Genomic DNA, 25,901 nt, shown 5'->3' on the forward strand with positions numbered 1-25,901 from the left:
GCTATGATACAAAACAGTAAATCAGACTATCAGATAGCCCAGCAGCAAATTCTCGACGGTATTATTTCCGGCGAGTTCGATATCGAAAATCGCAACGATCTGGGCCCGCTGATTCCCATTCGCTTGTTTCAAGCCTTACGCATGGTGGCTTTGGGTTCAAACGTAGAAGACATATTAGGCCAGGGTGCTCCTTCGCTGGTTTATCATTCCGGCCAGAGTTTGGGTTTGGCGATGGGCCAAATTGCCGCCGCCAATATCGATAAAGACCTGGAAACCTATGTCGGCAAAATCAAATTGCTGTGCCGGCAGCTGAGTATCGGTTTGGTGGTGCCGGATAAAGTGGACTTGTCCGCGGGCGTGCTGGAGTTAAGGGTGGATGAATGCGTGTCCTGCGCCGGTATTCATCATGTGTCGGCGCCTATTTGCCATTTCGAAGCCGGCATGGTCGGCGGCATCGTCAAAACTTTTTTCAATCGTAATGTAAAGGCCACCGAAACCAAGTGCAACGCGCTGGGCGACAAGACGTGTTTAATCCGCGTCGATTTACTGTAGGTTGATAATTATTAAAAGCATCAGGAGAGCAACATGAGTAGTAATGTCCAATTTCTCGATCCGCGCAAATCTCAGAACAACGAAATCGATTCCATCTTGCGCAATCTGATGAACATCCAGGGCGTATCGGCAGCGGCCATTGTCGATAGCGACGGCTTTGTCACGCATATTCACCGCGATTTTGAAATCAACACCGACGCCATCGGCGCCTCGGTGCAGGTGGTATTCGGCGCGGCGGCCAAAGCGGCGCAACATGTCGGCCATCATTTAACCAATATGGTGATCTGCGAAAACAACGACGGCTACATTTTATCGACGCCGATAGACGCGGGCTTTATTCTGGCTCTGGTCACCCAGCGGGAAGCGTTGTTAGGACGGGTGCGGTTTGAATTAAAAGAAACCATTCCGGTATTGAAAAAATTGTTTACCAGTTATCTGGCCAATTAACCGCCGTCTAGAGCTTAACTATGCATTGGTTTGAATCGCAGTTGGCGCAGTTGGATACGCTCGCCGACGATTATCTCGCCGCGCGCCGGCAACCTGCGGCCGACATCGTCAATGTCAGTGAAGCCACCCGCTTAAAGCGTGCGGCATTCATTGACGCCGTGCAGTCTGTCGTGGATAAAGTGGTCAAGATCAATGGCGTAAGCGCTTGCGCAGCCTACCACGACGGCCTGATTCTGGCCCAATCCGCGGAAGCGCCCAATATGGATGCGTTCGGGGCGATTATTCAGGAAACCATTCGTGCTGCACAGCACGGTGAAACCTCGCTGGGTTTGGGCGAGATCGAACAGATCGTCATTGTCGGTGCCGTCAACAAGCTGGCAATGCTCAGCGTCGGGCCTATCATTTTGTGTATTTCCAGTCCCAAGGGCGTCAACCTGGCCTCTGTGTTAAGTCAGGCTAAATAGACGGCGGCAAGTCTATCCAGCCGTCGTTTCTTCCTTCTCGCCGGGTGCTGGCGAGAAACCCCATCCCCGCGTTCGTAGAAATTGCCCTCCGTTACCAACTGAACTAAGCTGTTTAGTGAACGGCGGGTGTTGTCCCGCGGTTTCATAAAAATAACTAGATCTTCGCGTTATTAACCCGGCCCTATTGGTCGCGGGTATGCCGTCCGGCTGAGCTCGTCGAAGTCCAGGCTGGTGTGGGCAATGATTAAGGGCCGGGTTAATAAATCTCACTGGGGGGATGCAAAATGAAAGACTGTGGGTCTCAATTTGGCGTCGGCTGGTCTATCGGACTGGTTTTTGTGTTTAGTGTGCTGCGCCAGCCATTAACGCTGGCGGCGGAACCCGGCGGCGACTTCGAAGCCGATTCCCAGGCTGGCCGGACGTTTTCGACTGATTTGAAAGCGGCTGACGATGCTGTTATCGACACCCCTCTTTCCGAACAGGCCGATGAGGCCGCCAGGGATGTGGCGGATATGGATCTGCTGGAGCTGGTGAATGTCAAGGTGTCGCCGTTCGATGTGTCTTCCCAGCTTGATAGCGGATACCTTGCTTCGAATTCGGTGTCCGGCTCCCGTTTCGATGCACCGATCAGCGAATTGCCGTTTGCGCTCCAAGCCTTTACCGAGTCGTTCATCAAGGATCAAAAACCCCGCGATATTTTCGACATAGCCCGCTATTCGCCGGGAGTCACTTACCGCAGCAACGACTTCAACGAAGGCAACGCCAACTTGGCCATTCGCGGCTTTGCAGTGGGTTCTCTGGCCGGCGGCAATATTCACACGTTGCGCGACGGCGTCCACGGTCCGTCCATTTTGGATTTCACCAATATCTCGCGGCTTGAAGTGGTCAAGGGGCCGGCATCGTTTCTGTACGGTCAGGTCGCGCCCGGCGGTATCGTCAATGTCATCACCAAAAACCCGCAGCGCCGGTTTGCCGCTGCTGCGGATGCGCGTTACGGTTCCTACGGTGAGTACCGTTTTGATGTTGACGTAACGGGACCGGCTACAAAAAGCCTGTTCTACCGGCTGGCGGCTTCTTATGATCAGGATATGCATTACTGGGAGCCTTATGATGCGCATTCCTGGAACATCTCGCCTTCTTTGCTTTGGCAACCCAGCGACCGCCTGAGTGTCTCGGTAAAATACGAAAACTTCGAAAAAATAGAAGAGCCCCAACTCATGCAAAAGCCCGGCTACAACACGCAGGCCGGCGTGTTGCCCACTGCCGCGGACCCCAACCTTTCCGGCGTCGATGTACAGGGTTTGCCCGACAATTGGAACAGCATGGCTTACAGCGACTATCGGCGTAGCCACACCCACAATCTCAGTACCTGGATAGACTTTAAGGCCGACGAACATTGGAATCTGCGCACCGGCTATTCGCATCTGGAATACGATGTCGATGCCCTGTTTACCGGTAACTTGGGCATGAGCAATAACACAACGTTGATGCAGGGTCGCCGGGTCAGGCAGCAAGCCTACAGCAACCGTGACGACACGATAGAACTGCAAGGCGTGGGTAAGTATGACCTGGGCTTCGCCAGTCTGCGCTTGCTGCTGGGCGGTCAATACATTGACCGCAACTTCCATCGCGCCGCCGGCCAGGCACCCAACGATCCGGCCTTGGGCAGCAATCCCACCGCTTCGCCCTTGCCTTTGTGGGATCTCGGCAATCCCAACACCTGGAACCGGAATACGGCGATACCCTTATCCCGGCTGACGACCAGCCTCACCGACGAGAACGTGAACGCCGTCGACAAATCGGTCTACGGCAGCTCTACCTTCGGTTTTTTCGATGACCGTTTGCTGCTGTTGGCCGGTTGGCGCTGGACATCAACAGAAAGCCAATACACAAACCGTCTGACCGGCCAAGCACAGGGCGCCACCGCAAGTGCGGTCACGCCCCAATACGGGCTGCTCTTCAAGCTGGCACCCGAATGGTCGTTGTTCGCCAGCTACGCGGAATCGTTCGTGCCGGGTACTTTTCCGGCCAACAATCTGGACGGTAGCACGTCGATTCCTAGGCCGACTGAGGGCTGGGGTTACGATGTCGGCATTAAAGCGGACTGGTTTGACGGTCGTTTGTCCAGCACGCTGACTTACTTCGAGATCTTAAATAAAAACATCGTCAACGATATGGCGTTGACCAATTCCGCCGGCGGCATCACCATTTACGGTCTGCAAAGCGGTGAACAGCGTTCCCGAGGCATCGAATGGGACGCCACCGCTAAACTGACAGACGACTGGCAACTGTATCTGTCCTACAGCTATATGGATGCCAGGATCACCGAATTCAGCGGTCAGGACCATGCCATCCTCGCCCAAGACCCCGGCACGCTCGATGCGGCGGGGCTGGCTAACTACAAGAACGTCAATCGCTTCCACAACGCGCCGCTGCAAATGAGCGCGCCGCATCTGGCCAACCTTTGGACACGTTACGACTTTAGCATTGAGGCGTTGCGAGGCCTGCATCTGGGCGGCGGCGTCAATCTGGTCTTCGATCAGACTCTGTTACCTGATAGCCCGGTTAATTCGCGGCAAACTTATGCCTTGTTGAACGCCCTCATCGGTTATACCTGGGAAGTGGGAGGGCATAGTATGAGCGTGGATCTGATGGGCAAAAACCTGCTGGACGAACAATACCGGCCTTCGCAAAGCAGCCGTAGCAGGCCCCGCGAGTTGATGATCAACTTTTCGGTGAAGTTTTGATACCGGGGCTAAGACTATGACACTAGCCGATTATCGGTACTGTTTCGCAGCGGCAAGCCGGTTAGCATTGGGCATTGCCGATGTTGGGCGCTATGCCGGATGTGTTACGCAAGGAGTGCGGTGTTGAGTGCTAATTCATCAGGGGCTTGCGATCAATGTGCAGGCAATAAGCTATGTCCGAGGCGCCATGCCAGGGCGGCCCTTTGGCTTGCTGCCCTGTTGTTGCTGCCGGGTTTGGCAGTCGGCCAGGAGGTGATAGTCGATAACCCCTATAAAGTAAAAGCGGCCTTTCTGCGTAATTTTGCCCATTACGTGGTCTGGCCGAAACAGGCGCTTCCCGCCGGAAATGCGCCTTGGTGTATCGGTGTTTTGGGGCCCGATCCGTTTGGCGATATTTTAGAAACCACCTTGCGCGGACGAACCGAGCAGGGCCGTAGTTTTGTCATTGTTCGCGCCGCTACGTTGGCGGAATTGCCGCCGTGTCAGATTGTTTTCATGGCTTATGCGGATGCCGCAAAGCGGCGCACGGCGCTGGCGGTGTTGAAACAGCAACCGGTTCTGACGGTCAGTGACGAGCCGGAATTCTTGCCGGATGGTGGAGTCATAGGATTTGAAGTGACGGATAGGGTGCGGATGAGCGTCAACCTCGATCAAGCCCGAGCGGTTTCCTTGACGATTCAGACCAAAATGTTGGAAGTGTCCAGTGAGATTTTGGAAAACGGCGAGCTGCGCCGAATGAGATAAGTCATGTCCATCCAAGCCACTATTTACAACAGACTTGCGGCAGTGCTCTGGGGGGCGGCGCTGTTGGCGTTCGTGTTGGCTGTGGCGGGGCTGGCGCTGTTTCACAGTATGACCCTGGAACAGCGCGTGCGGCAGATCATGGAGCCATACGCGCAGTTGGTCGCTGTGGGCACAGAGGCTGCGGTGGCTTTCGAAGATCCCACGCGGGCTCAGGAAGTGCTGGATACCTTGCGCGCCAATCCGCAAATTCAAGAGGCGGATATTTTTTTAGATGATGGGCGGATGCTGGCCAGCCTCAACCACACTGCCTCCGAGCCGCCGCGGAGTATGCCAACCTTAGCCGATGGCATTTATCTAAACCACGATACCGCGAAGTTACTGCAGGGTTTAGGCAAAGGCGGGCGCTTGCGCATCGTGATGGGTTTGGAGCAATTGAGTCAGCAAACTCACCAGCTGCTCTGGTTATTCGGTGCCGGTATGCTGGTGCTGTTGGCCGCTACCTTAGGGCAACTGGCGGTGCTGCGGCGGACTATCATTCAGCCGATTGCTTCCTTAACCGTCGCTGCGGAGCGGGTTCGGCTGTCCGCCGACTACCGGCACCGGGTTCCTGTCGTCGGCGCCGATGAATTGGCGCGCTTGGGGGGAAGCTTCAACGCCATGTTGGAAGCGGTTGAAGAACGTGAAATGGCATTGTCCCGGCTTAACGCCTTTCATCGTACGATTTTGGACAACGCGGCCTATGCCATCGTCTCTACATCCGCCGACGGCACTGTTACCAGCTTCAATTTAGCCGCGGAGCGCTTGTTGGGGTATACGGCCGACGAGTTGATAGGCCAACACACCCCGGCACTTTGGCACGATGCAGCCGAGATCCAACGGCGTGCTCAGACATTGTCTGCAGAACTGGGTGTCTTGATTAATCCGGGATTTGAAGTGTTTACCGCGCATTCTCAACGGGGTCTACGCGAAGAAAACGAGTGGACTTTTATCTGCAAGGACGGGACGCGCGTGCCGGTCAATCTGTCTATAACGGCCTTACAGGGAGAGGGCGGCGCCGTTAGCGGGTTCGTTGGCTTGGTTTATGATCTGACCGAGCGGAAACAGGCGCAGCACCAACTGCAATTGCTGACTTATGCCCTGGATCAAGTGAAGGAATCCATATTCCTGATGCCGGGGAACGATCCGAAATTTCTTTATGCGAATCAGGGGGCCGCCAACCGATTAGGCTATAGTCGAGATGAGCTTACCCGCGGAATGGGGGTGTTTGATATTGATCCCAGCTGGTCGCCGGACGTGTGGGAGAAATTTTGGCCGGTGTTGTCCGTGAGTCGCCAAATGCAATTCGAAACCAGTCACCGGACACGTAATGGGCGGGTTTTCCCTGTGGAAGTGACCGGTAACTGTTTTGAGTTTGATGGCAAGACATACAATCTGGCAATTTGCCGGGATATTAGCGAACGCAAGAACGCCGAGAAATTGTTGTCGGAATACGCCGCGATCATTGAATCCACTGAAGATGCCATCATCGGTAAAACTCTCGATAGCGTCATTACCAGCTGGAACAAGGGTGCGGAACGCATGTTTGGCTATAGGGCCGACGAGATCGTCGGTCATTCGATTGCTATTTTGATACCCGGAGAATGCCAAAATGAGGAGCGGGAAATTCAGGATAGAGTCAGGCGGGGAGAATCGATTAGGCATTACGAGACGATCCGCCGCCGTAAGGATGGGCAATTGATTGACGTTTCGGTAACGGTGTCGCCGCTACGAAATTCAAAAGGCGAAATTGTCGGGGCTTCCAAAATTGCGCGCGACATCACTGATCGCAAACGCGCAGAAAACGAACTGATGCGCTACCGAAACGAGTTGGAAAACACTGTGCAGCAACGGACGGCGGAATTGCTGTTGGCTCGCGACGCCGCCGAAGCGGCTAATAAAGCCAAGAGCGTATTCCTGGCTAACATGAGCCACGAATTACGCACCCCGATGAACGCGATTCTCGGCTTTTCCGCCATTCTGCTGAAAAATGCCCGGCTACAAGACGGTGATCGCGCCAATGTCGAAATTATCAATCGTAGCGGCGAGCACTTGCTGAATTTGATTAATGACGTGCTGGAAATGGCCAAGATAGAAGCGGGCCGGGTCCAATTGGAAGACGCGCCATTCGATTTGGGGGAAATGGTGCTGGATGTGATGAAGATGATGCAGGTACGCGCGGCCGAGAAAAATCTGCAAATAGTCGTCGATCAGTCTTCCTCATTTCCGCGCTATATCATCGGTGACCAGGCCCGCTTGCGCCAGATATTGATCAATCTGGTGGGCAATGCGTTGAAATTTACCCAGCAAGGCGGGGTGGTCATACGCCTGTCCACCAAGAACAACGCCATCGCCCATCTGTTGATTGAAGTGGAGGACTCCGGTCCTGGGATTGCCGCTGAAGACCAAAAGCACATTTTCGAACCGTTTGTGCAGATAGGACACCTGGCCAACAACAAAGGTACCGGGCTGGGCTTAAGCATCACCCGCCAATTTGTGCAATTAATGAAGGGCTCAATCAGTCTGGAGAGTTCACCGGGAAAGGGTTCGCTGTTTCGCATTGATGTGCCGCTGAAGCAGGCGCAGGCCGCCGATATTACCGATTTGTACCGATTGGAAGAACGCATGGTGCTGGGGCTGATGCCGGGGCAGGATAATTATCGGATTCTGGTAATCGAAGATCAGCTGGAGAATCGATTATTGCTGGTGAATCTGATGGAGGCCGTGGGCTTTCAGGTTAAGGTAGCCGAGAACGGCGAGTTGGGCGTGGTATGTTTCCAAAGTTGGCAACCACACTTAATCTGGATGGATAGACAGATGCCCGTAATGGATGGTTTGGAAGCGACCAGAATCATTCGAAGCTTGCCGGGCGGCAAACAGGTGAAGATAGTGGCGGTCACGGCGTCGGCTTTCACCGAGCAACGGGCGGATATTATGGCGGCCGGCATGGACGACTTAATCTGTAAGCCTTTCCGGGCCAACGAAATTTACGATTGTCTGAGCCGGCTCTTGGGCGTGCGCTATGTTTATGCAGACTCATCGGCAATGATGCCGGAGGACGTGATTTTGACGCCGGAGATGCTGTCGGTCGTGCCGCAGAATTTACGCGAGGATTTGCAGTTGGCGGTGAATAATCTGGACAGTGAGCGTATAGGCGGGATTATTCAACAGATTGCGGCTTATGATCTGCGGGTGGCCGCTGCATTGACTCGGCTTGCCGAAGCTTATGAATATCCGACTATTCTTAATGTATTGGGAACTCACTAAAACATCATGGTAAATGCAGGCAAAATTCTGGTCGTTGACGACACTTCGGCGTCTTTGAAGTTACTGTCGGACCTGCTTAAGGCTGAAGGGTACGAGGTGCGCTCGGCGATAAACGGTGAGCTGGCCGTTAATTTTGCTACTGCCAATCCGCCTGATTTGGTGTTGCTGGATATTTTGATGCCGGGTATGGGCGGCTTTGAGGTTTGCCGTCTGCTCAAAGCGCATCCGGATACCCGCCATGTGCCGATTATTTTCATCAGTGCGCTGTCGGACCCGGACGAAAAAGTCCAAGGCTTTGAGCTGGGCGCGGTGGACTTTGTCACCAAGCCGTATCAACGTGAGGAGCTGCTGGCGCGCGTGCGCACACATTTGGAAATCGACCGGCTGCGCAATCATCTGGAAGAGTTGGTGGAAGAGCGTAGCCACCAGCTCCTGGAGAGCGAGAAAAAGCTCAGAGCCAGTCTGAACGATCTGGTTGCGGCCCATAGCCTCATGCACACCTTGCTGCGGACTATTCCCGATCTGGTCTGGTTAAAGGATCTGCAGGGTGTGTATATCAGTTGCAATCTGCAATTCGAACGCTTATACGGCGCCAAGGAAGCCGACATCGTCGGCAAGACCGATTACGAATTTACCTCCAGGGAACTGGCCGATTTTTTCCGGGACCATGATCGCAAAGCTCTGGCCGCCGGCAAGGTTTGCGCCAACGAAGAATGGCTGACTTTCGCTGATAACGGTTACTACGGCTTGTTCGAAACTCTGAAGACACCGGTATTGAATCAGGACGGCAAACCGATAGGCGTGCTCGGCATTGCCCGCGACGTGACCGAGCGTAAAGCGGCAGAAGCGAAAGTCCAACGCCATATGCAGCTCTATGCGGCCTTGAGTCATTGCAATAAAGCCATCGTCCACAGTGCCGATGAAACCGAACTGTTTCTGGAAATTTGCCGCGCTGCCGTGGAGTTTGGCGGTATGAAAATGGCTTGGGTTGGCTTGTTTGCGGCCGATCAGTGCTCGATACGCCCGGTCGCCAGTTTTGGGGAAGGCGCGGAAGAGTTGGCTACTATCGATATGTGCATGGATGCCGCCAGTGCTTTCGGCCGCGGTCCCGCCAGCGTGGCAATCCGCGAACAACGCCCTTGTTGGTGTCAGGATTTTATTAACGATCCGATGACCGTGCCGTGGCGAGAGCAAGGCTTGCGCGCCGGCTGGGCGGCGTCGGCTGCGTTGCCTTTACTCAAAAACGACCAGGCGGTCGGCGCATTCGTACTGTACGCCGACGAGGCGAACGCCTTCGACGATGCGGCGCGGGACCTGTTGGTCGAAATGTCCATGGATATTAACTTCGCCTTGGAAAATTTCAGCCGCGCGTTGGCTCAAAAACAGGCGGAAGCCGAGATCGAGCGCCTAGCGTTTTACGATCCGTTAACCAATCTGCCGAATCGCCGTCTGCTTTACGACCGCCTGCAACAAGCCATAGTCACCAATGCCCGGCATGATAAGCATGGCGCGGCCTTGTTTATTGACCTGGATAACTTCAAAGCGCTCAACGACACCAAAGGCCATACAATTGGCGACTTGCTGCTGATCGAGGTTGCCCAACGTCTGCGAGAATGCGTGCGCGAAGGCGATACCGTCGCCAGGTTGGGCGGCGACGAATTTGTGATGATATTGAACAGCCTAAGTGCGGACGAAACCCGGGCGTCTGCCCATACCAAAATGCTGGCCGGTAAAATTCTTTCTGCCATTAATCAGCCTTATTCGTTGCAGGGATACGATCACCATTGCTCGGCCAGCATGGGTATCTGCATGTTTCGCAACCAACATATTACGGCAGAGGAATTGCTGAAATACACCGATACCGCGCTTTACCAAGCCAAACGCGGCGGCCGTAACAAGCTGCTGTTTTACGATCCGGTGATGCAGGCCGCTTTGGAAACCCGCGCGGTATTGGAAAGCAATTTGCGTGTGGCGCTAAGCGAGCAGCAATTGGTGCTTTATTACCAGATGCAGGTCAACCGCGCCGGTCAGATTCTTGGCGCAGAAGTCTTGATACGTTGGCTCCATCCCGAGCGCGGCCTGGTTTCGCCTGCGGAATTTATTCCATTGGCTGAGGACACTGGCTTGATCTTGCCGATTGGTAAATGGGTCATGGACTCGGCTTGTGCGCAGCTCAAAGCCTGGGAAAACGATCCGCTTAAGTCTGAGTTACAGCTTGCTGTGAATGTCAGCGCCCTGCAGTTTCATCAGGATGATTTCGTTGAGCAAGTGCGGCTTGCCCTGGCGCGCTACGACTTGAGCCCCAATCGGCTGAAACTTGAGCTCACCGAGAGTTTGGTGCTGGATGACATTGACGATGCGATTGTGAAGATGCAGCAACTGCGTGATTTTGGCGTGCGTTTTTCGATGGACGATTTTGGCACCGGCTATTCGTCGCTGAACTATCTGACCAAGTTACCGATAGACCAATTGAAGATCGATCAGTCCTTCGTGCGCAATATTACGGTATCCCAAAGTGATGCGGTGATTGTGCAAACCATCATCGGCATGGCCGATAACTTGGGTATCGAAAGTATCGCCGAAGGCGTTGAAACCGAAGAGCAGTTGACATTCTTGGAACGGCAAGGCTGTCAGTTATATCAGGGCTACTTGTTCAGTAAGCCGATACCGTTGGCTGATTTTGAAGCACTGTGCATTAAAAAGCCGTAGTCTTTTGGATTGCCTTGAATATAAGCCGAATGCAAAGAGGGCTGAAGCGACTGTGATTCGAATACTGCTTGCCACCGCAGTTATCGCCGCGCTGGTTGCCTGTCCTGCGTCGGAGGACGCACATTCCACAGCGACGGGGGCGGGGCCGGTGCTGACACTGGAAGCAGCGGTTGCCGGCAAGTGGCGCGACCCTGCCAACGTCGCCCGCGACAACTGGCGGCATCCGTTGCAAACGCTGACGTTCTTCGGCGTGAATCCGCAACAGACTGTGATCGAAATTACGCCGGGTTATGGTTGGTACGCGGAGATTCTGGCGCCTTTGCTCCGGGAAAACGGCCATTACATCGCCGCGGTGATAAACCCTGAGAGTGCCGTCAAGAACAGCGCCAAGCATTATTATGCAAAGCAACTCAACGCGCTTGAGCGCAAATTGCGTGCTGCACCAAGCCTATACGGCAGCCCGGAGATTCGGCTGTATGACGAAGCCAAGCCGACGTTTGGCGCACCCGCTTCAGCGGATGTGGTGCTGACGTTTCGCAATGTCCATAACTGGCGGGAAGCGGATAGCGTGGCGTTGATGTTCAAAGGTTTTTTCGACGTGCTTAAACCTGGCGGTACGCTGGGGCTGGTCGAACATCGGGCAAATGGCGATGTGGCGAACGACGATTTCTCCGGTTATATCGGCCAAAATCAGCTGATTGCCTGGGCCGGTGCCGCTGGCTTTGTATTGCAGGCTGCCAGCGAGATCAACGCCAACCCGTTGGACAACAAAGACCGCGAGGGTGGCGTGTGGCGCTTGCCGCCGGCATTCAGCCAAGGCAGCAAGGATAGGGATAAATACGCCGCGATTGGCGAAAGTGATCGAATGACGCTGCGATTTTTAAAGCCTTAAGCGAGCGGTTCGAGACCGGAGGCTTAAAACTCCCAAACCACTTTGCCGTAAACGCCGCGTTGCACTTCGGCAGCCTGGGTGAAAGTTTCCTGAATGTATTCCAGATGTTGGTTGTCCAACAGGTTTTGGCCGACCAGCGATAATTCGACGGCTTGATTGAGCTTCCAGGCCAGACGCAAATCCAGGGTGGTGTAGGCTTTGATATATGCCGGCCCGCTTAGGGTAAAGGCGCTGGCGTTGTCCACATATCGCAGCCAGGCATCCAGGGTAACGTCCGGTGTCGGATTGAGCATCGCCCGCAATGAGGTTTTGTGCTGCGGCGACACCGCTTCCTGGTAATACGGGTTGCTGGATAGTTCGGTTTTCAAAACGCTATAACTGAGGTCCCAGCGCCACCAATCCAGCATCTTCCAAACTATTGCAGTTTCCACGCCATAGGTTTTGCCCTTGCCGGTATTATCGATGATCAAAGGCTGTTTGATAAAAAACGGTACATTTGCCGGGTCTGTCGCTCCAGGATGATAGGAGCGCAGATTTTGATAATCGTTATAAAACAACGATACATCCAGGGAGAAGCTGTTGCTGGGGGTGTATCGATAGCCGGTTTCATAAGCCAACACCTCTTCGGATTGATAAGCGTTGGAACCGGTTACCGCGAGGGCCAGGGGTAAGGGCGTGCTGTTGGGGCTGGTCAGCGGCGGCACCACTTGGCCGATTAACTCCATATGCGCATCCACCCGCGACGGAATGCGCACGCCTCGGGAGATAGCCGCCCACAGCCGGTGATTGGGGTCAGGTCCCCAGAGTAAGCGTGCGCTGGGTTGCACTTCGATGCCGGTGTAATCGTTATGCTCCAGTTTGGAACCCAGTGTCAGCCATAGCTGCTCGTCCACCAAGGTTAATTGGTCTTGGAGAAAGGTACTGAAATAACTCTCGCCGCGTTGAGGTGGCGTGAAATTAACTAAGGTCTGCTTCACTTGGTTTTCTTTGGTATAGGTATACCGATAACCCGCTCCCCAGATAATGTCGTTCCAGTCGTTTAGCGCAAAGCGGTGTTGAAAATCGACGTCGCCGGTATAACGCTCTTCTTCAATAAAACTTTCTCTGCGGTCATAGCTGTCGAAGTAGAGTTGTAGAGCGTAATTTGAGGTGTCGGAAATGCGATGTTGTAGTCGGCCCAGCAAATTACCGCCGGTGGCTTGTACCTGGTCGGCAATCGTTTCTCGATAAGGCGCGGTGAACATAGCTAATCCGATTTGCTGGTTTAAATTGCTATGATAAACATCGCCTTGCACGGTGGCGGAGTCGGCGGCCGACCAGTCGGAGTCTATGCGAAAGCCGCCTTGCATTTTGCTCCAGGCATCGCCGGCGGGCTGGCCGTCGGCTCTGCTGAGCGTGTCACGATCAAAACCTTTGAGATAGGCGCGGCCGCTGGTGTTTTCGTTTAGTTTGCCGCCATAACGGAATGCACCGAATCCGCGTTCCTCGCTACCGCCGCCGGCGCTGAGTAAGCCGCCTTGGGTATCGGCGGCGTGTTTGGTGATGATGTTGATGACGCCATTCACGGCGTTGGCTCCCCACAGTGCCGCGCCGGAGCCGCGAATCACCTCGATGCGCTCCACGTCCTCCAGCATGACATCTTGCATTTCCCAATACACACCCGAGAAAGCCGGCGTGTAGATATTTCTACCGTCGATCAGCACCAGTAATTTATTGGAAAACCGGCCATTAAAACCGCGTGAGCTGACGGCCCATTTGTTGGCGTCGATGCGGCCGACGTCGATGCCGGGAGCCAAACGTAGTGCATCGGGAATGTTAGTGGCGCCGGCGCGTTTGATGTCGTCGTTGCTGATGACAAATACCGCCGCCGCCGCATCGCCTAGCGCTTGGGTTTTTTTGGAAACGGACGTGATTTTTACCGATAGCAGTTCTTCTAAATTCAACTCGGTTAAATCGGTATCGGCCGAAGCAATCTCCGTATGAATAGCCAAGCACAGCGCGCCTATCCAAACGGGGTAAAAGGTATTTTTCATTCTGTAGCAAATTGGGCATGGCAAGAGACAGCGTGTCTCTCGGGTTAATTCTTCAGTTGCAAATGTAGCGCAGCATCGATTTATCACAAAGTTTTTGTAGCATTTATGCATTCTACTTTGTCAGGCGCATAAAGGTGCTGGCCATTCCGGACCGCAAGTATCATGCTGCCCGCCTTAATGGAAATGGTGAACGCAAGAAAAGGCCGGTCAATAGGTCAATCTGTCGACTGACAGCGTTCTGCCCTGACAGGTGCGATGGAATGTGCTGCGCGTGAGGGCCAAGCAAATAGGGGAGGAGGGGATGCGCTGTTGGCCGTTGGTGGCGGGATGAAGATAAAGTTTTCAGCGGTATGCCAACGGCAGTGGCACGAGGACTTAAGCTGACGCAGTTTGTTGTTCCCCGGCCCTGATATGTCAGCGGCCCCGCGCCGCCCAGGGCCAAAAGGGCTGCGCTAAGGTTACCGCTTTCGAGGGATGACGATACTGGGTCTACATAGGAGCCGGAATAACTATCAGGCGGGTTTCACACCTCCGCCCACATTCTCAGCAGGTTGTGGTAACAGCCGGTCAGGTTGACGGTCGGCGCGGTGTCGCCTTGGGTGTTGCGCAATTCCAGGATAGCCATATCCATTTCAAATAACAGGCGGCGGCGTTCGGTTTCCCGCACCATGCTTTCCAGCCAGAAGAACGAAGCCAGCCGCGCGCCGCGCGTCACCGGTTCCACCCGATGCAGGCTGGAACCGGGATACAACACCATATCCCCAGCCGCGAGTTTCACGGCATGTTCGCCGTAGGTGTCTTCGATGACCAGTTCGCCGCCGTCGTAGCTGTCAGGCTCCGCCAGAAAAACCGTCGCCGATAAATCGGTACGCACCCGTTCGCCGCTGATCGGGCAGTGGCGGATAGCGTTATCGATGTGGTTGCCGAAGGTGTTGTGTTCTCCAGCATAGCGATTGAACAACGGCGGGAAAATCTTTTTCGGCAGAGCAGCCGACAGAAACAGGGGATTGCGATTCAGGGCGTTCAGCAGGATGGCACGGGCCGCCTGACTTTGCTCGGTTTGCTCCGGCAGTTGCCAATTGTTTTTGACCTGTGCCGACTGACTGCCGGCAGTGATGCGGCCATCCGCCCAAGGCGCGTCGGCCAGCATATCGCCGAGCTGTTGCAGTTCGGCAGGGGAAAGAACTTCCGGAATTTGGATCAACATGGTCTAACCCGAGATGGCTTGCAAGGCAAAAAACACCGCCAGACTCATGGAGCCCAGCCCCAAACCGGCGGCGGCTAAACGGTTGCCGTGCAGCCTGGTCCACAACAAGGTGCCGGTCAAGGCCAGCAAGATTAAACCGCCTGCCAAGGTATCCACCAATAAGACCCAGCCCATGCCCATGCCGGTGCCCTTATGCAGATTATTCAAAGTGGTCAACAGGTTGGCCTCGCCTTGCTTGACCGTGACAAAGGCGTTGCCCTCCCAATAGTCGGCAGACAACAGTTTTTGCGGATTGCGCACGTTGATCTGCCAGGAGGCCGGCTGTTGAACCGGCTGATTGTTCCAGGTCACGGTTTTACCGGGTTCCTTGCGGATTTTGGCGTGGGACGTATCGATGCTCAGCGTTTCACCCAGCCAGGTTGCCATTGCTTTTGGGTCCGCGGGATGAGGTTCCGGCAAGGCCAGCTGAATTTCTTTTTGTTCCATGCGGCCAATCGGAATTTTCAAGATGTCACGATGATTCATTAAAATCCCGGTAAAGCCGAACAGCAAGCCCAACGCCGCGCCCCACAGCCCGAACCAGGCATGGGTGCGGCGCAGCCATTTCAGAAAGGCGCCGCGCGATAGACTTTTCGGTAAAAACAAGTAGCCGCCGTTGGTTTTCTTGGGCGGGCGGTTGGCTGGCGTCAATAATGAGTCGGTTGCGGTGTTCATGAGTCGGGGTCCAAAAGCGGGCTATGGCAATTGCAAATAAGGGGGTTGCGGATTGGGCGGAACGGTTAAACCATCTCACCAATAGCGGATGTTGTTTAACCGTTCGCACACGTCGAGTTTAGTATTTAAAGCTCACCGTCAACTGCCCGGATACCGGCGTGCCCGGCAAGGCCGAGTTGGTTTGTCCGGATTCGTAGTAGACGGTATCGGTCAGGTTGAACACGTTGAGTTGCACGTCGTAATGTTTTTGATGATAGGCCACCACTGCGTCCAGGCGGGCGTAACCCGGTAATACCGCTTCGTTGACGCTGTCGGCATAACGGTGGCTGGCGTAGTACACGCCGCCGCCGATCTCCCAGTTGTCTGTTAGATGATAAGTGCTCCAGGCTACGCCGCTGTGTTCCGGCACGTTGACGGCCGTCATCCCCTCGAACGATTTCACTAAGCCGCTGACCGAGCCGGTGGCTGTTGATGTGGATTTGCTGATTTTCGAGTCAAGATACGCATAGGTCAGCGATACATCCCATTTCGGCAACACTTCGCCGGCCAGACCGGCTTCGAAGCCGTCCGTACTTTGTTCGCCTGCGAGGATTTGCAGATTGGCATCCAGCGGCGAGGTGGTGCGGGCATTGGTTTTTTCCAGGCGGAACAGGGCGGCGGTGGCCGATAATTTGCCGTCGAACAGTTCCCATTTGCCGCCGATCTCATAGTTATGATTCTGCTCCGGTGGCAGGTTGGCGTTGTTGGCCGACAAACTCAGGCTTTCCGCAGACGGATTAAACGACTTGCCGTAGCTGAAATAGTAAGACTGAGCTTTGCTGGGCTGCCAGACGATGCCGCCGCGCGGGCTCCATTGATCGACGCTGCTATTGAAGTCGGCGCTGCCTATCCGATCTGTCTGTTGCGCCTCGAACACATCGTAGCGGGTGCCGGCCAGTAATTTCCATTCCGGATTGATCTCGAATTGGTCCAACACATAACCCGCGTAGGTTTGGGCTTGGGTCAGACGGCTGGTGTCCAGCGTGCCGCTGAAGTCGTACGCCAAGCCGGTGGTACTGGCGGTAAGGCGCGGATTGAATATCGACACCCGGCTGACGCCAGTCGAGTTTTTCGATTTGTAATCGTATTCTTCCCAACCGAATTCGCTACCGAACATCAAGGTATTGTTAAAGCCGAACAAGGGCTTTTTGTAGACAAAGTCGGTTTGGTTGTAGATGTTTTCCTGGGTATTCAGGCGCAAGGCTTGCGAACGGGCGATGGTGCCGGCATTGGCGCCGGTATAGGCCGCCGCGCCGGAATACAGATGGGTCAGGTATTTACGTTCGTAATCGCCGTAGCGGACCGTGTTTTTAACCGAGAAATCCTGGTTGAAACGGTGGGTTAACGCCACGGTGGCCACATTGACATCGGTGTCCATCATCCGGTTATCGGTAAAGCCGTAAAAGGTGTTGATAGGCACGCCAGCCGGCCGGCCTCGATACATAGGCACGCCGTAATCGAACACGCCTTCATCCTGCTGGTGCAACAGATTTAGCGTCAAATCGGTATCGGCGCTAATGTCCCATTTGAACGAAGGCGCGATACCCCAACGGTTGCTGTAGTTGTAGTCGCGATAGGAGTCGGCATCCTGGTACATTACATTCAGCCGGGCCGATAAATCTTGATATTGGGTTTCGGCGTCGATGGCGGTGCGTTTGAAATCGTACAAGCCATAAGTAAAGCTACCGTTAATCCCGGTTTTACCGGTGGGCTTCTTTGCTACTTGATTGATCACGCCGCCGGTGGCGCCGCGACCGAATAAAATTGACGATGCGCCTTTCAGCACTTCGGCTCTTTCGATGAAAAAGGTGTCGCGAGTGTACTGGCCGTTGTCTTTGACCCCGTCCAGATATTGGTCGGAGCTGGCCGCGAAGCCGCGCAAGGTAATGGAATCGCCGGTACGGCCGCCCTCGCCGGCGGCAATGGTCAGGCCGCTGACATTGCGTAAGGCATCGCGCAGGTTGAAGGCGTTTTGCGACTCGATCAGTTCTTTTTTTACCACGCTGACCGATTGCGGAATGTCGCGCAGCGCCATCTCGGTTTTGCTGCCGGTGGTCGAGGTGTCGGCTTTGAAGCGAATGGCCTGTTTTTCGCGGTTGGCTTTGACCTTAACGTCTTCCAAAACCACTTCTTGATCATTGTTGGCCGCTACGTCGGCGGCCGGGTCAGCGGCGAATGCCGCCCCGCTCAGAGCCGCGCCCAGCGGCAATAAAGCCCCCAAGCGCCACTTGGCAGGGGTGGTTTTTTTCGTGGTCGAATGGTTTGCAGACATAGTATTCCCGTAACTGAATAAATAGTGCTGGCTGCCTGGCTGGGAATGCTGGGTGGCTAAGATTTTACGAACCGACAGTTATTGTCCGTCGGTTATTGATCGCTATTCGAGATATGCGGCTCCAAAAAGCCAAGAAATAAGATCATTCTCAAATAATAACGATTCTCATTTTATTTTTTTTGAGACTAATGTCAACTCCGGAATTTGCGTGCAGACTGTTTCCCAATTCGAAATCAAAGCTTGGATAGGCTTAAATCTTTGAGCGCATTCCAGCCGTTTCGCGAGCTTGGTAGCCTAAAGGCTTGCGGAAATTAGCCTTTAGGCTGCAAAACCAACGGCGAGTTAATGGCTGAAATTTCAAGGAGGAAGAAATACTTTACTTTTCAAATGAGAATAATTATCATTTGAGTCAGATTAAAAATCAGCTGCCGCGACGTGAAAAGATTATTCCCCTTATTTAGAGAACCTGAGGCTGTGCGCTTGGCAATCGCTCCGGAAGTTTTGGCGGCGTTGGTCGAAAAAGGCGAAATCCATGCCACGGATTTCCGATGTCTTGATTTAGGGTCGAAACAAATCGTTTGGAAAATGTTCCTGTCTCAGGCAAAAGCCAAGCTCAATCGTGGTTTAGTAAATCCCGAGCTTTAGTCCGCTTAAAAAGTTTTTTACCCAATCCCTGACGATTTTTGAAGGAGTAAACCTATGAGCAACAAACCCTGTACCCACGAATGTTTGGCGGCGACGGCCTTAAGCAAGGTATTGATTTGCCGCGAATGCGGCGTCGTCCACCTGCATCTGCAGAACATGTCATTGCGCCTGGAAGTGGCGGATTTTCTGAGCTTTGCCGACACCATGGCCGAAGCCGCGCACCAGGCCAGAGCCGGTCAAAAAGACAAAAGCAAACGCGCCGGCTTTACGGTGGTTAAATCCAGCACCAGACTCAATTAGCGAAACCGCACTTGCCGGAAAATTCCCCGGAGGTTTGCCTAAGATAGCGGGATGGCGGAATAACCTTCAGAAACTACCCATTCTGCTTTCGCTGTGTATGCTGGCATCCAGAGACACGACTCTGTCCGCCATGCCTATGGTTTCCGGCCGATGGGCGATAGTTAAGCGGGTGATGCTTAACGAATTGATTGCCAAATTCACCTTCCGCTCTGTTTCGACATCCAAGTGGCTGGTCGCTTCGTCCAGGACCAGTACCGACGGCACTTTGTAGAGCGCCCGCGCAATGATGAGCCGTTGCTTTTGCCCGCCGGAAAAACTGCTGCCCATATCGCCAACCTGGGACAGATAACGCATGGGCAGAGCCTCGATTTCATCGTCGATGCCGGCGAGTTGAGCGCTTTGTTTCAGCAGCTCGAAATTGGTTTGTAAGTCGAAGCCGGAAATATTTTCCTGAAGGCTCCCGGAGAATAACTGGTCTTCCTGCAATACCGCGCCCACCAGCCGGCGCCAATTGGCCAATCCGAATTGGCTTAAAGGCATGCCGTCGATTTCGATGACACCCTCGGTCGGTTCCAGCAGGCCCAAGCAGAGTTTGACCAAGGTGCTTTTTCCGCATCCGGACGCGCCGACGATGGCGATGTGTTCGCCGGGTTGGATGGACAGATGCAAATTGCGAAATATCCAGGGCATATTCGCGCCGTAGCGAAAGCCCAGGTTTTTAAACTCGATGGTGGGGCTGAAATCCTTTCGGTTGATGACTTTGTCTGCGGCGCAGCCGTCAGTCTGTTCTTTTTCCGCCAAGACAATATCGGACAAACGCTCCACATGCAGGCTGACCATGCGCATCGACATCAGGTTGTCGATCAGCCGTTGCATCCGCGATGTAAAGTCGTCTTTGTAAGAAATAAACGCCATCAGCATGCCGACGGTCAAAGCGTTGTCCATGACCATGGTCGCGCCGACCGCCAGCACGGCGATGGCTTCGGCGGCAAACACCGCGCTATAGCCCAGCGAAAATCCCAGCGACATTTTTTGCGCGCCGATGCGTTTATTCACGCCGGCGACGAACAAATTCAGCCAGCGTGCCCGGCGCTGCTCTTCCAAACCCGCCAACTTTGTGGTGTGCACGGCGCGAATGCTTTCCAGAAAATGGCTTTGCGCCTTGGCCTCGTGCGCCAGTGCTTCATCGGTTAAGCGATGATAGATTCCATGGGGCAAAACGCGGATCAGCAGATAGGCCAATACGGCGGCGACGGCGAAAGCGCTTAGTGTGGGGCTGTACAACAACATCACCGCCAGGACAATTAAACCGAATCCGCCGTCCAGGACTACTTCGACTAATTTGCCGGTCAGCGTCTGTTGAATGGCTTGCATCGATTGAAACCGGGATACGATGTCGCCGGTATGCCGTAGTTCGAACCAATGCACGGGCAGCCTTAACAAATGGCCGATAATGCGGCCGGCCCATTGCAGATTGAATTGTGTCGCCAGCACGATGGCCAGCCAGCTTCTAACGGCTTCCAACACGATTTTAATCACGGCAATCAAGGCATAGGCCAAGGCTAACACCAACAGGAAATCCCGGTCGCCGGACACAATCGCACCGTCTACTATCCATTGGGCAACGATTGGTGTCAGCAAGGCGAATAATTGCATGGCAACGGCCAATACCGCGATTTGCGTCAAGCTCCGGATCAGGCCGTCGACTTTACCGACCAGTTTAGCGAGAGGAATACGCGACCTCGGCGTAATACGCTCGAACGCCGGCGCAGGCGTCAGTTCCAAGGCCACGCCGGTAAACAGGGTGTTGACTTCGGCTATAGCCAGCTCCCTTTCGCCCTTGGCCGGGTCGTGGACCAGCACCCGGCCGCGCCCCACTTTTTTTAGCACGACAAAATGGCTCATTTGCCAATGCAAAATACAAGGGAGACTGAGTTGGTCGAGTTCCGCCAATTCCAGGCGTAGCGGTCTGCATGAAAATCCCAATGCCGCGCCGATACCGACCAAATCCATCAACGTGGAGCCGCGTAGCGACACCGCATACTTGGCGCGTAAGTCGCTCATGCTGTGTGCGGCACCGTGGCAGGCGGCGACATAGCCTACGCAGGCCAAGCCGCATTCGGCCGCGGTGGTTTGCAAGTACGACGAATGGTGCGAGTGCTTAAGGTGCTTCATTGTTGGTATCGACAAACACTTCCAGCAACTGATCGGGATTGATGTGGCGGGCAATCGCCGTATTCACTTGGGCCAGCGTCAAGGTTTCAACGCGGGCATTGATGTCGGCGTAGTAGCGCATGTCGCGCCGTAAGCGTAATAGCAGATTCAGCTTGCCGAACAGCTTGTCATGATCCAGCTTGCTCAGATCGTTGCGATGGCGCCAGTTCTCTTTTGCACTGTCGAATTCCGTAGCGCTGAGGCCGTCTTTAACCAGCAGCGCCAGTTCCTCGTGCACGGCTTTGGAGAGTTGTTGCCGCAGGGCCGGCGCATAGGTCGCGCTGATGGTCAGGGTGGCGCGCGGTTCGAAGGCGGAAGCGCTGATCTTGCTGGCCACGCCGTAGGAAATGCCTTCTTGTTGACGCAGGCGGCGACCGAGGCGGGATTGAAGCGCATCCTCGCCCAACGCGACATTCGCCAGCATTAAAGCCAGGGTGTCCGTCTCGTCCGCTTGCAACGGCTGTCTAAGCTGTGCCGTGTAAGTGCCGTGCGCGCCATCGGCTACGGTCATGACATGCCGGCCGGGCGCCAATGCGGCGTAAGGCAGGGGCGGCCGCTGGTAGACCTGCTTGCTGCGCCAGGGACCTAAAAGGCTTTCCAACTGCCGGCGCGTCGCGTTGGCATCAAACTCACCGGACAGCAGCAACTCCCCATTCGCGCCGTAATAATCGGCGTGGAAGGCTTTTACATCGTTCAATTCGATGCGCTCCAACGCGGCGAGCGCTTCCTCCATGCCGGGCTCGCGGCGGATGTCGCCGATAGGGTATGGGCTGGTGAGTGCGGTCACGGCTTGTTCTGCGACGACTTGCGGTTTTGTGCCCAGGCCTTGGTAGGCGACGCGCAATTGATTGCCGATTTCCTTGAATCCCTGCTCCGGCAGTGCCGGATGACGAAGAACATCAATTAGAACGTCCAGAAATTCCGGTAACGATTTCGCGGGCAGATCGAAGCGAATCGCCAAGCGGTCCTCCATCGGCGTCATCGACAAGTGGGCATCCAAACCCACCAAGCGATCAAACAGTTGTTGTCGATCTAAACTGGCCGAACCGTGCGCCAACAGGCTGCCGGTAAGGTCCGCCAGCATACGTTTGCCAAGCATGCTGTCCGCCGTGCCCATACGCACATTCCACTGACCCTGCACGCGACCGGTCGGTATGGGCTTGGGCCAGAGCGCAACCGCCAGCGACTCGTTAATGCTAAAGCGCTCGATTTGCGCATCTATAGCCGCCGCCGTCGCATCGTTAGCCGCCAGGGTCACGGTTTCCGGCAGGTGCGCAGGCGTGGACGCGGGGGATGGTTCGGCGCTTGTCGCTTGCGGTACGAGGGATTCTTTCCGCGCCGTGACACTTGTCGCATGTCGACTGCTCATCAACTGGGCAACCGGGAGACCTTGCTGGAAAAGCGTTTTGGCGGTTTGTTGAATCTCCGGCAATGACATTTCTTGGGCCGCGTCGATGCTCTCGAACCACAGCCGCCAGTCGCCGAGGGAGGCAAATTCAGCCAAACGGTAGCCAAATGCGGCGGCTTGAGTTTGCACATGTAAAGCTTCGTTGCGTATCAAGTTTTTAGTACGTTCCAGTTCTTTTTCAGTGAACACGGTATCGCCCAGCGAATGCACTTGTTCTGCTAAGGTGTGTTGGAGTTGTTCCAACGCTTCGTTATCGGCTGACAGCGGCAGCGCGGTTACTTCGAATGCACCCCCATTGCGCAATAGCAAGGGCATAGCCGAGACAGAGGCTGCCTGTCCGGTGCTAACCAGCGACTCATGTAAGCGACTGGCGGGTGAACCGGCCAGCAAGCCGCTCAGTAGGCCCATCGCCGCTACATGCTTGGCATCGAACGAATGGGGTAACGGATAAAATAACGACGCGGAAGCAACATCGTCGTCGCCGCGAAAACTCGTTTGCGGGTCGCCGCTCTCCTGTCCGGACGCCGCCTGGAATGCCGGTGGCTGCCCAATTTTTGGCGATTTAATCTCACCAAAATGAGTTGCCAATTGCTTCCAGGTTTCGTCAACGTCAAATCGACCGGTAATGATCAACAGCGCATTGTCGGGACGATAGTGTGTCCGATAGAAAGCCTGGGCGTCGTCGATGGCGATACCGCGTAATTCGGTTTCGTTACCTATCGGCGGGCGTACATAGGGGGCAAAGCGAGTAACAACCGGCAGTATTTGTTGCGCTAATTTTTGCCGATGATTGCTATCGCCAAGCTCCTTTTCCCGCAATACTACGGGTAACTCCCTGGCAATATCCGTTTCCGTAATCGCCAGTTTATGCATGCGCAAGGCTTCTTGTTGCAGCAGCCAGTTCAGCGTGGGCTGGTCGCTGGAAAAGGCCGTGTGGTAGATAGTGCGGTCGAAATTGGTATTGCCGTTATAGGCAATGTTGCGGCGCGCCAGCTCGCTGACCAGCGAATGATTGTCCGGCGTCGTCGGCGCGTTAAACAGCAAATGCTCCAGCAAATGTGCGAGGCCCGACTTTCCCTCGGGATCGGCGAGCGAACCGCTAAAATACACCAGCGTCACAGCCGTCTGCTCGGCCTTGGTGTCGGGAACCAACACGGCCCGGAAACCGTTCTCGAATCGCCGTTCGATCGCGCCGTATTTCTCGGCGGCGCTATTTGTATTATTTTCCGTGGCGTGCCCGCTACCAACGTTGACGAGCGTTAGTATTAAACATGCGATTAAGGTCGAGCGGGTAGGGTTCATGGGTAAGATTCCTTTCTAGGGTTGGATAAGTCGAGGTTAATTAAATATCGATCGGCAATAACGAAACTTAGAGAGATACACGTCAATAAATACAACAGAGATGCGCCATATTTGAAATCTCATGCGGATGAATATTGATAGGCAATCCGACTCGTTAGGCGGGAATTAAGCTTTAACCAATATCTGAGGAAGTATTATCGAAATGGCTTTGTTGACGGCCAAAATCTTCGATAAATAACAGCTATGATACTCAGTAATAAAAATACTCCAGAGACCGTAACAATCTTGTCGTGCAGTGCTTTGTCTTGGGTAACTAATTCTGAAGACGCGCCGGCACAAATAAATCCTGCCATTAAGTAAGTTGTTATATCGCGTCGATACACGAATTCGGTAGTTTGTCTCCCTGAGAATAATCTTTCTATGTTATCTTGGTTTTTTTTAAAATAAAAAACGCCTGCCATAAATATCAAAAAGAAGGCGATATACAAGATAACCGCTTCTTCGCCATGGAGATGAGAGCTGATATCTGCAGTCGATTTTGGAAATACGAATGCTAATACCGTAAGTGCCGATAATAGGGTAAAAGCCGAGGTAACTGAAATTAAAAATGGGTGATTTTTCATGATGAGTTTAGGTAGAAAAAATTAATATAGGGCAGATATAAAAAATGGCTTTGGCAAGCCATTTTTTATTTTATCAACTTTTTAATATAAACCATGCAATTAAGCAAATAGCTATCGAATTCAGAAAATGAAGTAAAAACTGAAATCTTGTCATAGCGTCCTTGTCTTTACGTAATTGACTTTTAATCACCATTTCAAGAGAGATAACAGAGGCCATTGCAGAAAAAAATAAACTAATAAAAAGATAAATCATTGCGCCATCCTCAATAAATAATCGGTAAAGTAACCCTCCAAAACTTACTAACCGTCGCCATCTTCACCATGTAATTCTCGCTGAATTTGTGCAAATAATGCTCCATCATTGAGCATGGCGTCTGCCAGAAGAAAAGATCCCAGCCCAACGCCTACAACACCGACAGCAACACCTATGACACTGCCAACCGCAGCAGCTTGCGCAGCTGTAAAGCCACCCCCGGTGGCGATAACAGTTCCGCCTTGGATTTGATCGCCGACTGATATACCTCCGCCGACAACAGACATTTCACGAATTGTCAATTCACGCATTTCTATCTCCTTATCTTTTAATTAATAGGTATATTTGTTTTTACCGGCCACCGATTCTCAATGCTTTTGTTGTTGATTCAAGGTGGATTGCGATAATGGTTCGCAGTGCTGATAGTTTAAATAATCAATAGGCCCAGTCTTATAAGCAATGCCGAACATTTTGGTGTGGCGGATTTTATGGGGTTAGGTAATATATTTACGATAAAAGTTTAATGGTAAAATGAGTCAAGGCGTTGATATAAATAATTGATAAACTAATCCAAAGCACTCTCTTTCTTATTGTTTCTGAGCTGGGTTTAATAAATCTTGATTTTCCTATAATGGTTGTAATTATCACAAGGATAACGCCGAAAACCAATAAATAAGTCTGTGTCTCGTTCATATCGCAATAACGCCATGTTAAGTTGATAAATGTGGGAGTGAATGATGTTTAGCTTCCATCGCCATCTTCCCCGCCACCGCTACTCAAAGCACCGCCTTCAACCAAGCCATCTCCTATGGCAAATCCACCTAAGATTACGGCCGCCGCCCCGGTTGCAACGACTACAGCGCCCACTTCAGGTGCAGCCGCAACTAATGCGATGCCGGTTCCTACAAATGCTAAACCACCGCTAACTTCATCCCAGTCAACCCCTCCGCTGACAATCTCCATTTCCGTAATAGTTAATTCACGCATATATTTATCTCCTTGAATAAAGATTATAAAATTATTTTTTATCGAA

At 53.6% G+C, this 25,901-nt stretch carries 19 protein-coding genes; 10 read left to right on the forward strand and 9 right to left on the reverse strand.

Annotated elements, in window-relative coordinates; translation table 11 throughout:
• Positions 1–3 precede the first annotated feature (3 nt).
• From ACWAU0_RS14385 to ACWAU0_RS14420, 8 genes are all read left to right on the forward strand, one after another.
• On the forward strand, positions 4–552 hold the full coding sequence (locus ACWAU0_RS14385) for a V4R domain-containing protein (RefSeq protein ID WP_051669630.1): 549 nt from the start codon (positions 4–6) through the stop codon (positions 550–552).
• A gap of 33 nt (positions 553–585) precedes the next feature.
• Positions 586–999, forward strand: coding sequence for a roadblock/LC7 domain-containing protein (locus ACWAU0_RS14390; RefSeq protein ID WP_033155353.1), 414 nt, complete (start codon positions 586–588; stop codon positions 997–999).
• Positions 1,000–1,019: 20 nt separating this feature from the next.
• The gene (locus ACWAU0_RS14395; RefSeq protein WP_445368552.1) at positions 1,020–1,463 is read left to right on the forward strand and encodes a roadblock/LC7 domain-containing protein; all 444 of its coding nucleotides are present in this window, start codon (positions 1,020–1,022) and stop codon (positions 1,461–1,463) included.
• Between the two features lie 284 nt (positions 1,464–1,747).
• Positions 1,748–4,210, forward strand: a complete 2,463-nt coding sequence (locus ACWAU0_RS14400) for a TonB-dependent siderophore receptor (protein ID WP_458137063.1) — start codon at positions 1,748–1,750, stop codon at positions 4,208–4,210.
• 123 nt (positions 4,211–4,333) lie between these two features.
• Positions 4,334–4,954: a YfiR family protein gene (locus ACWAU0_RS14405; protein WP_458137064.1), complete on the forward strand. Its 621-nt coding sequence runs from the start codon at positions 4,334–4,336 to the stop codon at positions 4,952–4,954.
• A gap of 3 nt (positions 4,955–4,957) precedes the next feature.
• Complete coding sequence (locus ACWAU0_RS14410; RefSeq protein ID WP_458137065.1) at positions 4,958–8,257, forward strand: PAS domain S-box protein; 3,300 nt, start codon at positions 4,958–4,960, stop codon at positions 8,255–8,257.
• Positions 8,258–8,263: 6 nt separating this feature from the next.
• Complete coding sequence (locus tag ACWAU0_RS14415) at positions 8,264–10,966, forward strand: EAL domain-containing protein (protein WP_319962572.1); 2,703 nt, start codon at positions 8,264–8,266, stop codon at positions 10,964–10,966.
• Positions 10,967–11,018: 52 nt separating this feature from the next.
• Positions 11,019–11,858: a class I SAM-dependent methyltransferase gene (locus ACWAU0_RS14420; protein WP_319962573.1), complete on the forward strand. Its 840-nt coding sequence runs from the start codon at positions 11,019–11,021 to the stop codon at positions 11,856–11,858.
• 23 nt (positions 11,859–11,881) lie between these two features.
• Here ACWAU0_RS14420 and ACWAU0_RS14425 read toward each other — a convergent pair whose 3' ends face one another.
• The 4 genes from ACWAU0_RS14425 to ACWAU0_RS14440 form a co-directional block, all read right to left on the reverse strand.
• Positions 11,882–13,891: a TOL_0244 family TonB-dependent receptor gene (locus tag ACWAU0_RS14425; protein WP_101055215.1), complete on the reverse strand. Its 2,010-nt coding sequence runs from the start codon at positions 13,889–13,891 to the stop codon at positions 11,882–11,884.
• A 523-nt stretch (positions 13,892–14,414) separates the two neighbouring features.
• Positions 14,415–15,098, reverse strand: coding sequence for a Fe2+-dependent dioxygenase (locus tag ACWAU0_RS14430; protein WP_101055217.1), 684 nt, complete (start codon positions 15,096–15,098; stop codon positions 14,415–14,417).
• 3 nt (positions 15,099–15,101) lie between these two features.
• On the reverse strand, positions 15,102–15,812 hold the full coding sequence (locus ACWAU0_RS14435) for a PepSY-associated TM helix domain-containing protein (protein ID WP_101055219.1): 711 nt from the start codon (positions 15,810–15,812) through the stop codon (positions 15,102–15,104).
• Positions 15,813–15,930: 118 nt separating this feature from the next.
• On the reverse strand, positions 15,931–18,123 hold the full coding sequence (locus tag ACWAU0_RS14440; protein ID WP_171695913.1) for a TonB-dependent receptor: 2,193 nt from the start codon (positions 18,121–18,123) through the stop codon (positions 15,931–15,933).
• A gap of 435 nt (positions 18,124–18,558) precedes the next feature.
• Between ACWAU0_RS14440 and ACWAU0_RS14445 the strand changes: the two genes are divergently transcribed.
• Together ACWAU0_RS14445 and ACWAU0_RS14450 are read left to right on the forward strand one after the other, a co-directional pair.
• Positions 18,559–18,768 (forward strand): hypothetical protein, encoded by a 210-nt coding sequence (locus tag ACWAU0_RS14445; protein WP_033155342.1) that lies wholly within the window; start codon positions 18,559–18,561, stop codon positions 18,766–18,768.
• 54 nt (positions 18,769–18,822) lie between these two features.
• A complete protein-coding gene (locus ACWAU0_RS14450) occupies positions 18,823–19,068 on the forward strand; it encodes a hypothetical protein (protein ID WP_033155341.1) in 246 nt (81 codons plus the stop codon).
• A 66-nt stretch (positions 19,069–19,134) separates the two neighbouring features.
• Here ACWAU0_RS14450 and ACWAU0_RS14455 read toward each other — a convergent pair whose 3' ends face one another.
• The 5 genes from ACWAU0_RS14455 to ACWAU0_RS14475 form a co-directional block, all read right to left on the reverse strand.
• The gene (locus ACWAU0_RS14455; RefSeq protein ID WP_084153202.1) at positions 19,135–21,243 is read right to left on the reverse strand and encodes a peptidase domain-containing ABC transporter; all 2,109 of its coding nucleotides are present in this window, start codon (positions 21,241–21,243) and stop codon (positions 19,135–19,137) included.
• Positions 21,230–23,992, reverse strand: coding sequence for a M16 family metallopeptidase (locus ACWAU0_RS14460; RefSeq protein ID WP_458137066.1), 2,763 nt, complete (start codon positions 23,990–23,992; stop codon positions 21,230–21,232). Before ACWAU0_RS14460 ends, ACWAU0_RS14455 begins: the two co-directional genes overlap by 14 nt.
• A gap of 194 nt (positions 23,993–24,186) precedes the next feature.
• Positions 24,187–24,615, reverse strand: coding sequence for a hypothetical protein (locus tag ACWAU0_RS14465; protein WP_458137067.1), 429 nt, complete (start codon positions 24,613–24,615; stop codon positions 24,187–24,189).
• Between the two features lie 300 nt (positions 24,616–24,915).
• A complete protein-coding gene (locus ACWAU0_RS14470; protein WP_171695909.1) occupies positions 24,916–25,179 on the reverse strand; it encodes a hypothetical protein in 264 nt (87 codons plus the stop codon).
• 430 nt (positions 25,180–25,609) lie between these two features.
• Positions 25,610–25,855: a hypothetical protein gene (locus ACWAU0_RS14475; RefSeq protein ID WP_168030509.1), complete on the reverse strand. Its 246-nt coding sequence runs from the start codon at positions 25,853–25,855 to the stop codon at positions 25,610–25,612.
• Between the last annotated feature and the right edge of the window lie 46 nt (positions 25,856–25,901).

The sequence above is a fragment of the Methylomonas sp. Uni0009 genome (assembly GCF_054188105.3).

Excerpts from the sequence above, each read along its gene's own strand:
- ACWAU0_RS14465 (WP_458137067.1), bottom strand. The coding sequence starts at position 24,615 with ATGAAAAATCACCCATTTTTAATTTCAGTTACCTCGGCTTTTACCCTA.
- ACWAU0_RS14455 (WP_084153202.1), bottom strand. The coding sequence starts at position 21,243 with ATGAAGCACCTTAAGCACTCGCACCATTCGTCGTACTTGCAAACCACC.
- ACWAU0_RS14440 (WP_171695913.1), bottom strand. The coding sequence starts at position 18,123 with ATGTCTGCAAACCATTCGACCACGAAAAAAACCACCCCTGCCAAGTGG.
- ACWAU0_RS14385 (WP_051669630.1), top strand. The coding sequence starts at position 4 with ATGATACAAAACAGTAAATCAGACTATCAGATAGCCCAGCAGCAAATT.
- ACWAU0_RS14430 (WP_101055217.1), bottom strand. The coding sequence starts at position 15,098 with ATGTTGATCCAAATTCCGGAAGTTCTTTCCCCTGCCGAACTGCAACAG.
- ACWAU0_RS14400 (WP_458137063.1), top strand. The coding sequence starts at position 1,748 with ATGAAAGACTGTGGGTCTCAATTTGGCGTCGGCTGGTCTATCGGACTG.
- ACWAU0_RS14415 (WP_319962572.1), top strand. The coding sequence starts at position 8,264 with ATGGTAAATGCAGGCAAAATTCTGGTCGTTGACGACACTTCGGCGTCT.
- ACWAU0_RS14475 (WP_168030509.1), bottom strand. The coding sequence starts at position 25,855 with ATGCGTGAATTAACTATTACGGAAATGGAGATTGTCAGCGGAGGGGTT.
- ACWAU0_RS14460 (WP_458137066.1), bottom strand. The coding sequence starts at position 23,992 with ATGAACCCTACCCGCTCGACCTTAATCGCATGTTTAATACTAACGCTC.
- ACWAU0_RS14470 (WP_171695909.1), bottom strand. The coding sequence starts at position 25,179 with ATGCGTGAATTGACAATTCGTGAAATGTCTGTTGTCGGCGGAGGTATA.
- ACWAU0_RS14425 (WP_101055215.1), bottom strand. The coding sequence starts at position 13,891 with ATGAAAAATACCTTTTACCCCGTTTGGATAGGCGCGCTGTGCTTGGCT.
- ACWAU0_RS14450 (WP_033155341.1), top strand. The coding sequence starts at position 18,823 with ATGAGCAACAAACCCTGTACCCACGAATGTTTGGCGGCGACGGCCTTA.
- ACWAU0_RS14390 (WP_033155353.1), top strand. The coding sequence starts at position 586 with ATGAGTAGTAATGTCCAATTTCTCGATCCGCGCAAATCTCAGAACAAC.
- ACWAU0_RS14435 (WP_101055219.1), bottom strand. The coding sequence starts at position 15,812 with ATGAACACCGCAACCGACTCATTATTGACGCCAGCCAACCGCCCGCCC.
- ACWAU0_RS14410 (WP_458137065.1), top strand. The coding sequence starts at position 4,958 with ATGTCCATCCAAGCCACTATTTACAACAGACTTGCGGCAGTGCTCTGG.
- ACWAU0_RS14395 (WP_445368552.1), top strand. The coding sequence starts at position 1,020 with ATGCATTGGTTTGAATCGCAGTTGGCGCAGTTGGATACGCTCGCCGAC.